We start from the raw sequence: 14,207 nt of genomic DNA, 5'->3' as shown, positions 1-14,207 counted from the left end.
GGATGCACGATGAGCAAGGCGCGCGAGTTTATCGATTTCTGGATCGAGAATAGCGTTCACGCTGTCGAACAATATCGGACTAACGGCGCGTCGCAGGATGTGGCTGAGCTGAGCCGGCGCCTCATCGATGCTGCCAAGGAACAAGGTATCCCGGAAGCGGACCTGCAGGCTGAGATCGGCGATATCTCCGACTACATCGCAAGCCAGCTAAAGGCGGCGAATAGAGCTGAGAGCGAACGGCGTAAGCCTACCTAGACGCTTGTGGCAAGGCCAAGGCCGCCAACTGAGGCGACTCTGGGTTGCGAGCTTACTGCAACTTCTTTTCGATCTCGAAGGTGAACTTGAGCTGCATCACAGGGCCCTTGTCGTCTCGGACCTCTATCGCCATGCGGTGGTTGTGTACGCGCTGAGACTGATACACGGTGTCACGTACCATATCCGCCACCGACTTAGCAGCCTCCATTTGCGCGGCCTGCATGCTGTTGAGTTCCAGGCCCTCCTCATCGGGGGCCAACTCCTCACCGTCGCGCAGATCAAAATAATAGCGCGTCATGCTTCGCCTCACTGCTTTACTTGTCAAAGCAGGCAGGCAGAACAGGTTCCTGACGCGAGGCTAATGCCTTTTAGGGGCTGGAACCGTCTCTATCGCTATCATGTCAGCATCCCGAAGTGTCACGCGCCGCCCGGTCGCAGCGGCGATTTTTCGAGCCACCATCCTCGCGGTTTCATCGTCGGCAAGGTCGAGAGCGAACAGTTCCCGGGGCTTAATGTCGGGACTTACAACGTCTCCGATGATGGGACGCTGGTTCGTCCGCTTCACTTCGAACTCTGCGAGCCAGCGGAGGAAAGCCATTCGTCTACATGTGAGGCGGTTTCCATCTGCCGGGCCTTTTCGAGCGCCGCCTCCTTGGCCGCGCCAACAGGCAGTTCGGTGGCCATCGCCCGCAGGCGCTGTCCTTCGTCACACAGACGTTCTTGAAGGGATTGGTCTTGTTTGAAACGCCGCCGCTTGATGACCATGGGGCGCTCCTTTCCTGTTCGAGGAAGGCGGGAGCGCTAACGGGGCGGTCTCATCACCGATAAAAGCCACTGATCCGGGCGGTGATAAAGGCTAACGTACGCCCCTTGGCTGCAGTTCCAAAGGAACTTCGTCACGGCTACGTGTCCCCGCCGCGGTGTCGCGAATTGGATGGGATCGATTCCTCGGACGCCCGGGATGGCTAGTCATTTGGTCTATTGTCTGAGGTGATTGCTGACACGTCGCATCGTTCGCAAAACAGATCGATGCTAGCGAGATTGCTAGGCTGATTCACGACTTTAAAGCCTCGTGGAAGCTGCTCCACCATGGTTGTCTGGCCCGGCTCATCAAGTTCGGCCAAGTTGGCAACGCCGGTAAGCCCACAACGCGGGCACTTTAAGTAAGCCTTGAAATGGTCCCTCGCGGTCATCCGCCAAATATGCGGTTCGAGGCATAGATTTTCCAGCCCCGGCCGCCATCGCCTCATGCCGCGATTGCTAGCGACTCCCATTAACCGGTGCCCATCCTCGGGGGCGCATCAACCGAACGAATGATCGAGCCTCGCTTGCCGCAAGCTGTGCAGGTGAAGCGCGGCTCGAGATCGGACAGCCGCAGCTCGTCCGGCCATGGCTGCGGTCGACGAAGCCGCGGCGGAAACGCTGCATTGAAAAACGTTCTGAGCAGAACTGATTGCGGCTCGAGTGGAATTAGGAACGTTCAGTACAGCGTCCAGTTGGCGAAGGGGTAAGGTTGCCGCGCATAGGAACGAGCGCAGCGCGCCGCGGGTTGTCAACGCGTCCGGTGCCGTCTCTCGCGGCGACGCCGGGATGCCCAACTCGGCTCCAGCTTGCCCCCCTCGCTGGGGCCGTTTTTTTTTGAATTGGTTGCTCATGCCCGACATTTTGATCCGTTGCCCTGAGACCGGAAAGCTCGATAGCTTGGGTCTGGCGGGGGAAACCCGGTGCCGCACTTAGGGCCTGTACTCATTGGGGGGAGCGCTACCGAACTCGCAGTCACCGATAAATGCCGAAGGCCGCGCGGTGATATGCATGTATTTCACCTCGACAAATGCAGAGGCGTCGACAAGGACGGCGCATCGCCGGCCGAATACAGCGCCGGCCTCAAATACGCCATCGAGCATGGCTGGCTGGAGAAGCACGAGAGCGGGACCTACGTGAAGATCCTGCACGCGGGGAGCGACTTGCTCGCGTGAGATGCCCCAACTGAGGCGGCCTTCGTCTTCCGTCAAATTTGATCGTTAAGCTACCCCAGCAACCATAGGGGCCTGTGCATTGAGGGAGGCTGGCTGCTGGGGCCTTCTACCGGCCCGTTGGTGCATGTGGGCCAATGCCGATTTACTGCCCATACATTGCGATGCCGATGACAACGAGTGGGCTCAGCCCCAACAATACGATGCAGATGCTTCCAAGGAGACTGTCACTGCCCATGACACAACCTCCACTCCGAAGTTGAAATTTGATCTGCCAAAACAAAATCGTGATCGATTAAAAAACCGGCCTCAGAGCGGTACACGCCGTTTGGCGAAGCCGAAAGTCCTCTCATCCGAGCATTAGCCACGCCACGCTGGCGATCAGGGCGACAAACGACACCGCCGCTGTGCCTCTCTGATAAATAGTGTACGTGTCCCTGAGGCGGCCTACCGCGAAGCGCCGACTGGTAGACGTCCTCAAGCACGCACATTTCGGCAATATATTAGCAGCCATCCGTCAGCTCTCCAGCTTAAGAAATTGGTACGCCATGCCGACCAAGCGCCACCCGAATTAGGCGCGGCATGAATTGTGCTGATGATTAGCTGCTGGGAATTTCAATGTCCCGGTTCGGGAACAAACGGTCATCAGGTGTGTATTTTTGAGACCGGTGACCGCTCATTTTGGGAGGTATCGTTGCATTACACAGCGCTCCAACAAAACAGGTTCCTCGTTCGGAGAGGAAGCGGTGACGACTGGATGGTTTATGATCGGGAACTCAAGGGGCCAGCGCAGCCAAAGAAAAATGGCCCATTCGCCGAGAAGCTAACCAAGGACCAGGCCCAACAACTGATGCAGATGCTGACTGACGACCTGACCGGCGCCATGAAGGCGGTATAGTCATATCGGATACCGGTCCGCAGCAAAATCTGAAACGGACCGCGAACAGATGACAGCTGTGTTACCTACTAAGGTCTATGAACAGAGTTGGGCACAGCGAACGAGGCGCGGCAAAAAAGCGGCGCCCCGGTGGGTTAAAACTTAGCCGGCTCAAATTCGACATTGGCTACTGGGCCTTAAGCGCGAGCCACCCCGGCAGCCGTCGCGGAACGATCGGCGAACAGCTCAAATGCCGGCGCACTTGAACGCCTATCACGCTGAGCAGGACGATGTTCGAGGCGATCGAATCGCGGTCGGTACGCGTGATGGTTCTTTTAATCTTGACGCTCCTCAGGACCGCTCTGCCCTTTTGGCACCACATCCCTATCCCTCTCGGTTGTGCGCGGGCGTGGCGTAGACTTCGGCATACCGGCCTGACCGCCGTGCTTTCCGCCCTGATCTTGGACGCCCTCCGCGTCATTTTCTTTAGACATCACGCTCTCCTCGGTAAGAGCAATGGGTGCGCGCGCGGCCAAGCCGAGAATCTGATCAAGCTGCATAAGACACAGCTCGCCTCCGATCGCACCAGCTGCCGTTCGGCGCTCGCCAATCAAGTCCGCCTCGTTCTCCACACCGCCGCTTATTGGCTGATGCTGACCGTGCGCGACGCGATTCCCAAAGCCCGGGAATTGGCCACAGCCGAGTTCGCGACGCTGCGCTGGTTCCGGTCCTTCGTGCCCGGGGGCCCAGGCCGTCGGCGTGAGCCGCTCCAGCCTGAGCTATCCGCCCATGGCGACATCAGCCCCTGAGTCGGTTCTGCAGTGCCTGCCGATTGGCAACGAGGTTGCTGAGGTTCAGCAGGTCTGGTTCCCGTCCTTGCTCCAATTGCCTAACCAGCGCCCGCGTCCCGTCCACCACGAAGACGCCGCAATCATACCCGTTCCGCTGCCGGGCCATGCCGGCTGGCTCCAGGCGGAGGTCCAGCCGACCTGCGAGATGTTCTGCATCCTTGTGGTTGAGTCCCCCGTAGGAATCGTAGTGATAGGCGACCGGCCGCCCCCGGTCTCTGCGATCAACGAACAGCAGCGACCAATGGTTGCCGAGGCTATTAGGATCTTGAGGATCGGCATTAATCACGGGCAGGAACAGGAAGTCGGCTGTATCGTTACCATTATCGTAGACGATGCGCTGGAATTCGGTTCGCACGACGCCATCGTCGTTAGAGCGCAGATAATTTAGGACGATGAGGGGATTCACGAACCGCGTCCGGGCGGCGAGATCCGGATGGTACCTCTGCAAATCCTGCTCCTGGAGCCGGTAATCCCTGTCGATATGCTCGTCGCCCAGCCATTCCGTGTCCTCGAGCACCAGCCCGCGGCCGTGGGAGGAGGCTGTCGGACCTAAAGCCCCGATCTGAGCATCAGCGGAGGTGCTCGGAAACGGCCGTACAGAATTAGCATCGTCGCGTGGTTCGGACGGCGTGGGCGCAGTCAGATCAACCAATGGAAAACCACGGTAGGTGTCTGAGCGAGACCTGGCAGCGGGCGCCGGCTCAAAGTGAGCATCGTCGCGCAATTCGGACGGCGGGGGCGCATCCAGATCAACAAAAGACTCAAGACCGCCGTAGGTGTCTGAGCGAGACTTGGCAGCGGGCGCCGGCGCAAAGTGAGCATCGTCGCGCAATTCGGACGACGTGGGCGCATCCAGATCAACAAAAGACTCAAGACCGCCGTAGGTGTCTGACGGAGCCCTGCTGGTTGATGGTGAGGCCGGCTCTTGCATCTGCCGCCGCGCCAGCTCCTCGCGCAACCACGCCAAAGCTTCATCATCCGAGAAGGCTGGCGCCGGAGAAAGCCCCTGCGGCGAGCCGGGCTGTCGAACGCCCTGGTGATGACCCGGTACTGGCCCGGCAAACGGCGGCGGAAAGTCAGGCGCCGGGCTCCAAGCATTGTCACGCAACTCGAACGGTGCGGGCGGATTCGGATGAACCGCTGCCTCAAGACCGCCTTCGATGTCTGAAGGAGCCCTGGCAGAGTGCGCTGACGCTGCTTCCAGGGTCGGCCACATACTCCAATCAAAGTTGAGCGGCATCTGCGGCGACCAGGTTGAGGTGGACCTGGCAGGTTCCTGCTCTCGAGCTTGGACTATCTCCTGCGCCTGCTCAGGGGGAACCCCGGACCACGGTGGGCCGTCTTCCACCATCAAACGCAGATCCTGATCGTAACCTCCCTGCGGCGCGCTGTGCGCAGGGGCGCCTCCGACGTACGTCGCGACCGCATGCGGCGCCGTGGCATCTTCGTGCCCGCTCGCCTGCATCATCGGCTGCGCCTGCCATGGCGATGCACCCTGTTGATGGGTGGGGGCCACCGACGTCAGCAGGCGACCGCCTGAATTGGCGATCTCGCTCAGCTGCCGCTCGCCGGCAAGGCCGTGCAGATTGTCTAGGGTCCTCGGCCTCTTCGCTGGCCGCAACTCAGCTGTGTCATGCTCATCGTTGATGAGGACCTCCTCGCTTGGCAGGAGGTTGCTCCTGGCAAGTGCAGCCATCGGCTCGTCCAGGAACGGCTGGCGGTGGTCGTAGCCCCAGTTCAAGGGACGAATGGTCTCTCCGGGATCCGATGACTGGTCATGGCGCGCGGCTGGCTCGAGAGATGACGACGGGCCGGGTTCGTCCATCAGCCCCAAAAGCAAATCCTGATCGTAGCCTTCTGCAGGAAGCCGCTCCTTTGGCCAACTGCCCGCGTCCTGCGACGCGCTGTGCTGCGCAGCGGCGCCGCCGACGGGCATCGGCTCCATCAGTGCCGCGTCTTCGGGATCAGGAACGGGGGAAATATGGCGCTCGAACTCCATCGCTTTAGCGCCGGCCTGCGATTTTCGGAGATCGGCCAGCGCGGCACCGATACGCCGATTACCCCCGGCGTCCTTCCTATAGCGCTTAACATCTTCATCCAACGTGTTGCCGGAAAGCCGACCAGCAATGCCCTTCTTGTTGTTTTCACGCAGGTAGTCACTGAAACTGCGTAGAGCAACTGCATACGTCTTGCTGGTCCCTGTCGCTGCTTCGTTTTTGTACTCTTCGATGAGAGCCACGTCCTGGGGGGGAGGATTTAGCTCAGCGCGGCCTGTGATCGGCCCGACTCCGCCCGTCGACTGGAAGGTCCGGAGATGGTCTATTGCCGGACGGAGTCTCCTGTTATGACCCTTTTCGATGGCCTCGCGCGCATCATCGGTCAGCGACTGGTCGTCGAGCCGAGCAGCAATCGGATCTTTGTTATTTGCGAAGAGCCAGCGGCCAAAGCTGCGAAGAGAACTTACATAGGCGTAGGCGGTTTGGTTGGCGGCGTTGCCATTGCGGAGGGCCTCCTCAAGCCCCGAAATAAGGCGAGCGTCCTCGGAATAAAGAGGCTCCATGCTCCGCCCTATCAAAACCCCAGCTGACTGAGCCGGCTGCAGCGCCGAGGCGGCCGGCATTGCTCCACCACCTCCATTTGAATTGGCGATCTCGCTCAGCTGCCGCTCGCCGGCAAGGCCGTGCAGATTGTCTAGGGTCCTCGGCCTCTTCGCTGGCCGCAACTCAGCTGTGTCATGCTCATCGTTGATGAGGACCTCCTCGCTTGGCAGGAGGTTGCTCCTGGCAAGTGCAGCCATCGGCTTGTCCAGGAACGGCTGGCGGTCGTAGCCCCAGTTCAAGGGACGAATGGTCTCTCCGGGATGATCCGATGACTGGTCATGGCGCGCGGCTGGCTCGAGAGATGACGACGGGCCGGGTTCGTCCATCAGCTCCCAAAGCAAATCCTGATCGTAGCCTTCCGGGAGGACCAATGGCCGACTGCCCGCGTCCTGCGACGCGCTGTGCTGCGCAGCGGCGTCGCCGACGCGCCACGGCTCCATCAGTACCGCGTCTTCGAGATCAGGAACGGGGGAAATATGGCGCTCGAACTCCATCGCTTTAGCGCCGGCCTGCGATTTTCGGAGATCAGCCAGTGCGGCACCGATATTCCGATTACCCCCGGCGTCCCTATAGCGCTTAACATCTTCATTCAACGTGTTGCCGGAAAGCCGAGCAGCAATGCCCTTCTTGTTGTTTTCACGCAGGTAGTCACTGAAACTGCGAAGAAAACCTGCATAAATCTTGCTGGTCCTTGTCGCTGCTTCGTTTTTGTACTCTTTGATGAGAGCCACGTCCTGGGGGTGAGGATTTAGGTCAGCGCGGCCTGTGATCGGCGCGACTCCGCCCGTCGACTGGACGGTCCGGAGATGGCCTATTGCCGGACGGAGGTTCCTGTGATGACCCTTTTCGATGGCCTCGCGCGCATCATCGGTCAGCGACTGGTCGTCGAGCCGAGCAGCAATCGGATCTTTGTTATTTGCGAAGAGCCAGCGGCTGAAGCTGCGAAGAGAATATACATAGCCGTAGGCGGTTTGGTTGGCGGCGTTGCCATTGCGGAGGGCCTCCTCAAGCCCCGAAATAAGGCGAGCGTCCTCGGAATAAAGAGGCTCCATGCTCCGCCCTATCAAAACCCCAGCTGACTGAGCCGGCTGCAGCGCCGAGGCGGCCGGCATTGCTCCACCACCTCCATTTGAATTGGCGATCTCGCTCAGCTGCCGCTCGCCGGCAAGGCCGTGCAGATTGTCTAGGGTCCTCGGCCTCTTCGCTGGCCGCAACTCAGCTGTGTCATGCTCATCGTTGATGAGGACCTCCTCGCTTGGCAGGAGGTTGCTCCTGGCAAGTGCAGCCATCGGCTCGTCCAGGAACTGCTGGCGGTCGTAGCCCCAGTTCAAGGGACGAATGGTCTCTCCGGGATGATCCGATGACTGGTCATGGCGCGCGGCTGGCTCGAGAGATGACGACGGGCCGGGTTCGTCCATCAGCTCCCAAAGCAAATCCTGATCGTAGCCTTCCGGGAGGACCAATGGCCGACTGCCCGCGTCCTGCGACGCGCTGTGCTGCGCAGCGGCGTCGCCGACGCGCCACGGCTCCATCAGTACCGCGTCTTCGAGATCAGGAACGGGGGAAATATGGCGCTCGAACTCCATCGCTTTAGCGCCGGCCTGCGATTTTCGGAGATCGGCCAGCGCGGCACCGATACGCCGATTACCCCCGGCGTCCTTCCTATAGCGCTTAACATCTTCATCCAACGTGTTGCCGGAAAGCCGAGCAGCAATGCCCTTCTTGTTGTTTTCACGCAGGTAGTCACTGAAACTGCGAAGAAAACCTGCATAAATCTTGCTGGTCCTTGTCGCTGCTTCGTTTTTGTACTCTTTGATGAGAGCCACGTCCTGAGGGTGAGGATTTAGCTCAGCGCGGCCTGTGATCGGCGCGACTTCGCCCGTCGACTGGACGGTCCGGAGATGGTCTATTGCCGGACGGAGTCTCCTGTTATGACCCTTTTCGATGGCCTCGCGCGCATCATCGGTCAGCGACTGGTCGTCGAGCCGAGCAGCAATCGGATCTTTGTTATTTTCGAAGAGCCAGCGGCCGAAGCTGCGAAGAGAACCTACATAGCTGGAGGCGGTTTTGTAGGCGGCGTTGCCATTGCGGAGGAGGACCTCCTCAAGCCCCGAAATAAGGCGAGCGTCCTCGGAATAAAGAGGCTGCTTGCTCCGCCCTATCAAAACCCCAGCTGACTGAGCCGGCTGCAGCGCAGCGGCGGCGGGCATTGCTCCACCACCTCCACTTGAATTGGCGATCTCGCTCAGTTGCCGCTCAAAGGTCGCCGCATCTGCGGACGGCGCCGCGGGTGAACTCTCTTGCGGGCCCGTGCTGTCCGATTGTTCACGCACCCACTTGATCGAGGGGAAATCCATCCCTTCTCCCTTTCAAAATATGAACCGAGCCTTCGATCTGACATGCTGGGAATCGGCAACAAACCACCCTTTACAGCCCTCGACAGGCACGCACCGTGAGCATCGGCAGCCGATGTGCTTCCAGTGCGACCAACCCTGTTAAATGGGGAAGCTGTCGAGAAACTGATGACGACAACGTGCCTCGAGCATGGTGCATGACCTGCGCGCTTCGCCGTCAACAGCCGATAGACCGAAGATTCAGAGACAAAATACTGCTTCTCAATTCCCAAAGTCCGGGAATTGGCCACTGCCGAGTTCGCGACGCTGCGTCTTCGGCTCTTGAAACTCGCTGCCCGTGTCGTCGAGACCACGAGCCGCATTCGCCTTGCGTTTGCCGCGGCATGTCCCGAAGCCGACCTGATCCGCGGCTTGCCAGGCGCGCTGCTGCCGCTCGGTCCTGGACCGGCGGGGCGTCCGCCCCCCGTTCGCCCAACCCTACACCTCAAGCGCGTTGCAAAGTACGGGTCGTCAGGCGGTGAAAAGCCGAAGGCAATCCCGCGCGCCTCGTCAGAGCAGATGTGCGGCCACATCAATCGGACTAAAAAAAGCACTCTCACGAATAGGACGGGCTAGCCCTGAAGGAGATCGAGCTTAGCGCGCCCGTACATCTGCCGTTTGACCAGCTTGAGTTTGGTGATCTGAGCTTCCACTTGGCCATTGGACCATGGTTGCGTGATAGCCGCGTGCACCGCGCCCTTATCTTTGGCGATGCCATTCGCGAACGAGCCAATGAGGCTCCGCTAGGATTCATCTATCCAAGGTTCGAGCTCGATCTCGCCCCTCTTTCTGATCATCGCGTGGAAGCGGCCAACGAGAGCGTGGGCATCGGCCAGCATAGGAACGCTTTGTTCAATAGCGGCAACCGTTACGGTCTCGGCCTTGCTTAGGTGGTCGCGCTTCGTCGTCAACAACTGCGCTATCGTCCTGGCGGCGGGGACCTTCTGCAATTGTTGACGGCTGATAGTCTCGGCGCGTCGCCGTCGCGTGGCCCATTCCGCCACCACGCGCAGCGATCCCTTAAAGCCTTGCCCTCTCAAACGGCGCCAGAGTTCGGCACCGTTGCGACAGCCGCCTGACCACTGCGCGTCCAGGAACGGCAGGTGCCCATCCAGGGTGCTTTGACGTAATCGAGAACGGCCGCTGCAAGTGGCATCGAGCGCGGCACGCTCACAGGTGTGAGGGAGACGACAAGCGCTCTGCCTGTTTGTGAATCGACGCTGAACATTGCCCCCGCACGCGCGAAGTCAATCAAGCACTTGGGACGCCGATCGGCGTCCGGACCCCACGCCGATTCACAGTGTCTTCCGTCAGCGTCGAGCCTTGCAACCGCTTTACGAGAGCGCGCGGTTTCGTCGCACCCTAAGTAGAAACTGACTGTTGCAAACGTCTAGGTTGTTTGCAACCCTCGGCTTGGGCCCCAGAAACCCAAGATAGCATCAGTGGCCATCAATGGGCCAGCGTATAACGGCCCCGTTCGGTGGGACGGTGCGCCTATGTCGAAGGGGCACCCCAAAAGCACATTGGCCGTTCAGGATTACGGTTTCTGAACCCCGCGCGCACTGACAGTTCAGGTCCGGTCATCATGAATCAGGAACAGCAGAAGCCCGTTCCCGAAGATCATACGTCCGTCAGCAAGGACGAGGAATCGGGCGCACGGGGGTTGCAGCGCGATTTGCAGGACCGCTTGCAGCCGGCGGACGACGAGCCGGTCAGCGAGCCTGTCAATGATAGCGCCCCCCATCCCGAAGCGCCTGCAGGCTCGGGCCGGTGGGTTCGGCGCCTGCTCAAGGTCGGCATTGGCCTCGCCCTCGTCGCGATCTTCGGATGGCTGCCGCTGAAAGCCGTGCTGCAGACCTCGAGCGTCGAGGCCGTGGTCAATGCCAGGATCGTAACCCTGCGCTCGCCGATCGACGGCACCGTGAGTGCGAAGCCGCAGAGCTCCACGCAGCTCAGTGTGGTCCACGAAGGCGATACGATCCTTCATGTCGTCAACGCGCGCGGCGATCGGGTGCGGCTCGACGATCTCCGGCGGCAGATGTCCCGGATGGAGAATGAGCGCCCGAGTCTCGCCGCAAAGCTTGCGGCCGCCGAGACGTCGCAACAGGACCTCGCGCGCCAGGCGGCCCAGTTCCGCGACGGCCGCATCCTCCAGCTCGAGGCGCGGATCGCCGAAATCCAGACCGCGATCGAGGCCGCGGCCGCGCGACGGGAAGAAGCGACGGCGGCGGTTGAACGCGCCTCGTCGCTGGTCAAATCGGGCAGCGTCTCGACGGTCGAAATGGCCCGGCTGACGCGCGAGCAGGCGATCGCCCATCAGACCGAGATAGGCGCGCAGCGCCGGCTCGACGCCGCCAAGGTCGAACTCACCGCGGCAAGGAACGGCACCTATCTTGGCGACAGCTACAATGACCGGCCGAGTTCCGTGCAACGCGAAGAGGAGATGCGCCAGCGCGTCAGCGATCTGCGCGCCGATCTGGTGCATTCCGATGCGGAGATCGACTGGCTCACCCACGAGATTGCCTCGGAGCAATTGCACTACATCAACCGGGCGGAAGCCGACATCAAGGCGCCGGTCGCCGGACGCATCTGGGAGATGATGACGTCGCCGGGCGAGGACGTCAGGGCCGGGCAGCCCCTGCTCAAGCTGCTCGATTGCACCGGCGCAGTGGTCACCGCCAATGTCACCGAAGGCGTCTATAACCGCCTCAGGCTTGGTGAGCGGGCGAGCTTTGAGCCGAACGACGGCAGCGCTTCGATCAAGGGTGAGATCGCCAACCTCACCGGTGCATCGGGGGCGCCCGCGAACCTTGCGATCAATCCGGATGCGCTGAACAAGGAACCGTACCGGGTGACGGTCTCGATGCCGGAGCTCGACACCACGGGCAAGGATTGCGTGGTCGGCCGAACCGGGCGGGTGGTGTTCAACACGGACGCGGCAAAGTCATGATGGCGGCATTCGCGCCCGGGCTGGTCGCCTTAGGCGCCTGCCTTGCGATCCTGCCGCTGCTCCGGCGCGAGCAGACGCTGGGGCGCGTCATGATGACCGGCATATCGTTCCTGCTGCTGTTGCACTACTTCGTCTGGCGGGTGACCCAGAGCCTGCCGCCGTTGGGGCTCACCGCCGACGCGGTGGTCGGCTATCCCTTCGTGGCGGCCGAGGCGGCCTCGATGATCGCGGTGTGCCTGTCGCTGCTGTTCCTCAGCCGCACCATCGACCGCTCGCCCGCCGTCAATGCCATCCTGCGTCAATCCAAGGCGTTGACGGATGCGCCGCGCGTCGACGTCTTCATCTGCACCTACAATGAAGAGAAGGCGATCCTCGAGCGCACCATCATCGGCGCCACCGGGCTGAACTATCCCGATTATCGCGTCTGGGTGCTCGACGACGGACGGCGGCTCTGGCTGCGCCGGCTCGCCCAGGAGCTCGGCTGCAACTATCTGACCCGTCCGGACAACCGCCATGCCAAGGCCGGCAACATCAATCATGCGCTCCAGCACGTTTCCGGGCTGCCGGACCGGCCGGAGTTCGTCTCGATCCTCGATGCGGATTTTGTCCCGATGCCGGACTTCCTAACGCGGGCGATGAGCCTGATGCAGGACGGCACCGTCGGCGTCGTGCAGACGCCGCAGCACTTCATCAATCCGGATCCGATCCAGACCAATCTCGCCGCAACCGACGTCTGGCCCGACGAACAGCGTTTCTTCTTCGACATCCTGATGCCGGCCAAGGACGCCTGGGGCACGGCATTTTGCTGCGGAACCTCATCGCTGATCCGCTTTTCCGGCCTGATGCAGATCGGCGGCTTTCCGACCGATTCGGTGACGGAGGATTATCTCGTCACGCTGCGCCTGAAGGAAAGGGGATTGCGCACGGTCTATCTCAACGAGCGCCTGACCATCGGTCTCGCGCCGGAAGGATTGAAGGAATACATCACCCAGCGCGGGCGCTGGTGTCTCGGCTTCATGCAGATCTTCAGGGGCCGCAGCGGGCCGTTCTCGCGGCAATCGAAGCTCGCCTTCATGGACCGGCTGTCGCTGGTCGACGCCTTCATGAGCTGGGCGGCGCTCTATGGCACCAAGGTTTTCGGCCTCGTCGTGCCGTGGCTCTATCTGCTGTTCGGCATCAAGGCGGTTCACGCCGATCTGTTCGAGCTTCTGAAGTACTTCATGCCGTTCTATGTCTGGCACGCCTTCACCATGGCTTGGATCTCGCGCGGTCGCTCGCTCGCGATCATGACCGACGTGTCGCAATGCATCGCAGCCCCCGCGGTCCTGAAGGCGGTCGTGATCGGCCTCGCCAAGCCGCAAGGCCACAAGTTCAAGGTGACGGCCAAGGGCGGTGACCGCGATCGCCGCTTCATCGAGTGGCCGCTGCTGCGGCTCTATGGCAGCGCCTTGCTCATCACGCTGCTGGCGATCGCCTACGCATTCATCCTCCACGTGCGCGGCGACAGCATCGCCTATGGGGGGCTGGCGCTGGCCTGGAGCCTCTATAATTGCGTCGTGCTCGCGATCGTGTGCTTCATTTGCATCGAGCAGCCGCGGCGTCGCAAGGCCGAGCGCTTCGAGCGTGACGAGCCGATCCTGATTCACGGAGGTACGGAGCCGCGGCTGGTCCGGATGGTCGACATTTCGATCTCGGGCGCGCGCTTCATCGATCCCGCCCCTCCCGCAATCGGCGCCTCGATCAAGTGCAATGTCTACGGACAGAACGTGGCCGCGCTCGTGGTCCGCCGCACCCGCGATGGCTTCGGCGTCCGCTTCGAGGACGCGGTTGCGACGCGGATCAATGTCGTGCGCGCATTCTATGCCGGCGAATATGTCCGCGCCTTCCGCAGTGTCCGCGCAGCGCCGGTCGGCAAGGCCCTGCTGATGCGGCTGTTCGGCTAGAGCGGTATGAATGAGGTGGGCCTGCAGCAGTCCCATCCGTCGTCATTCCCCGATGCGCAATTGCGCATCGAGGGCTCGCGAAAGCGAGAGCCCGGAATCCATTTTACCGCAAACTGTGCGGCCCGATGGAATCCGGGTTCGCGCTTGTGTGAATCGACGCTGAACATTGACCCCGCACGCGCGAAGTCAATCAAGCACTTGGGACGCCGATCGGCGTCCGGACCCCACGCCGATTCACATCCGACGGCACAAGCGCTACCGTCGTGCCGTTGGCGAGTTCAAAAGGGGGGCTTGACAATAAACTGCAATTAAAGGGCCGAATGACAAATGGCGGCCAACTCCTCTCAGTTCGCGTTCTATGGGCC

General features: G+C 61.2%; 8 protein-coding genes and 3 pseudogenes. 7 read left to right on the top strand and 4 right to left on the bottom strand.

Features of this window, described 5'->3' with window-relative positions:
• Positions 1–9: 9 nt before the first annotated feature.
• A complete protein-coding gene (locus tag HAP48_RS28450; RefSeq protein ID WP_029085257.1) occupies positions 10–255 on the top strand; it encodes a DUF768 domain-containing protein in 246 nt (81 codons plus the stop codon).
• A gap of 52 nt (positions 256–307) precedes the next feature.
• Here HAP48_RS28450 and HAP48_RS28445 read toward each other — a convergent pair whose 3' ends face one another.
• Together HAP48_RS28445 and HAP48_RS28440 are read right to left on the bottom strand one after the other, a co-directional pair.
• Positions 308–553 carry a DUF6894 family protein gene (locus tag HAP48_RS28445; protein WP_029085258.1) on the bottom strand — a complete coding sequence of 82 codons (246 nt, stop codon included), beginning with the start codon at positions 551–553 and terminating at the stop codon, positions 308–310.
• A gap of 263 nt (positions 554–816) precedes the next feature.
• Positions 817–1,020 (bottom strand): hypothetical protein, encoded by a 204-nt coding sequence (locus HAP48_RS28440; RefSeq protein WP_165125100.1) that lies wholly within the window; start codon positions 1,018–1,020, stop codon positions 817–819.
• Positions 1,021–2,063: 1,043 nt separating this feature from the next.
• Between HAP48_RS28440 and HAP48_RS28435 the strand changes: the two genes are divergently transcribed.
• The 3 genes and pseudogenes from HAP48_RS28435 to HAP48_RS28425 form a co-directional block, all read left to right on the top strand.
• Complete coding sequence (locus HAP48_RS28435) at positions 2,064–2,231, top strand: hypothetical protein (RefSeq protein WP_165125103.1); 168 nt, start codon at positions 2,064–2,066, stop codon at positions 2,229–2,231.
• Between the two features lie 691 nt (positions 2,232–2,922).
• Positions 2,923–3,126: a hypothetical protein gene (locus HAP48_RS28430; protein ID WP_210292686.1), complete on the top strand. Its 204-nt coding sequence runs from the start codon at positions 2,923–2,925 to the stop codon at positions 3,124–3,126.
• A gap of 500 nt (positions 3,127–3,626) precedes the next feature.
• A pseudogene (locus HAP48_RS28425) lies at positions 3,627–3,824 on the top strand (transposase); the annotation flags it as partial.
• Positions 3,825–3,903: 79 nt separating this feature from the next.
• Here HAP48_RS28425 and HAP48_RS28420 read toward each other — a convergent pair.
• On the bottom strand, positions 3,904–8,913 hold the full coding sequence (locus tag HAP48_RS28420; protein ID WP_224496650.1) for a Ulp1 family isopeptidase: 5,010 nt from the start codon (positions 8,911–8,913) through the stop codon (positions 3,904–3,906).
• A gap of 258 nt (positions 8,914–9,171) precedes the next feature.
• Here HAP48_RS28420 and HAP48_RS28415 point away from each other — a divergent pair.
• Positions 9,172–9,351, top strand: a pseudogene (locus tag HAP48_RS28415) (transposase); the annotation flags it as partial.
• A 170-nt stretch (positions 9,352–9,521) separates the two neighbouring features.
• On the opposite strand, the pseudogene HAP48_RS28410 reads toward HAP48_RS28415, so the two are convergent.
• Positions 9,522–10,082, bottom strand: a pseudogene (locus tag HAP48_RS28410) (transposase); the annotation flags it as partial.
• A 452-nt stretch (positions 10,083–10,534) separates the two neighbouring features.
• Between HAP48_RS28410 and HAP48_RS28405 the strand changes: the two are divergent.
• A complete protein-coding gene (locus HAP48_RS28405) occupies positions 10,535–11,899 on the top strand; it encodes an HlyD family secretion protein (RefSeq protein ID WP_175612232.1) in 1,365 nt (454 codons plus the stop codon).
• Complete coding sequence (locus tag HAP48_RS28400) at positions 11,896–13,842, top strand: glycosyltransferase (protein WP_166202950.1); 1,947 nt, start codon at positions 11,896–11,898, stop codon at positions 13,840–13,842. Before HAP48_RS28405 ends, HAP48_RS28400 begins: the two co-directional genes overlap by 4 nt.
• Positions 13,843–14,207: the final 365 nt, after the last annotated feature.

This window comes from Bradyrhizobium septentrionale (assembly GCF_011516645.4).
In the GTDB taxonomy this organism is placed as follows: domain Bacteria; phylum Pseudomonadota; class Alphaproteobacteria; order Rhizobiales; family Xanthobacteraceae; genus Bradyrhizobium; species Bradyrhizobium septentrionale.
This window is presented reverse-complemented; position numbering and strand designations above follow the sequence as displayed.

What these genes read in the sequence shown, in the direction of transcription:
- HAP48_RS28420 (WP_224496650.1), bottom strand. Translation starts at nt 8,913, where the DNA reads ATGGATTTCCCCTCGATCAAGTGGGTGCGTGAACAATCGGACAGCACG.
- HAP48_RS28450 (WP_029085257.1), top strand. Translation starts at nt 10, where the DNA reads ATGAGCAAGGCGCGCGAGTTTATCGATTTCTGGATCGAGAATAGCGTT.
- HAP48_RS28400 (WP_166202950.1), top strand. Translation starts at nt 11,896, where the DNA reads ATGATGGCGGCATTCGCGCCCGGGCTGGTCGCCTTAGGCGCCTGCCTT.
- HAP48_RS28440 (WP_165125100.1), bottom strand. Translation starts at nt 1,020, where the DNA reads ATGGTCATCAAGCGGCGGCGTTTCAAACAAGACCAATCCCTTCAAGAA.
- HAP48_RS28405 (WP_175612232.1), top strand. Translation starts at nt 10,535, where the DNA reads ATGAATCAGGAACAGCAGAAGCCCGTTCCCGAAGATCATACGTCCGTC.
- HAP48_RS28435 (WP_165125103.1), top strand. Translation starts at nt 2,064, where the DNA reads ATGCATGTATTTCACCTCGACAAATGCAGAGGCGTCGACAAGGACGGC.
- HAP48_RS28445 (WP_029085258.1), bottom strand. Translation starts at nt 553, where the DNA reads ATGACGCGCTATTATTTTGATCTGCGCGACGGTGAGGAGTTGGCCCCC.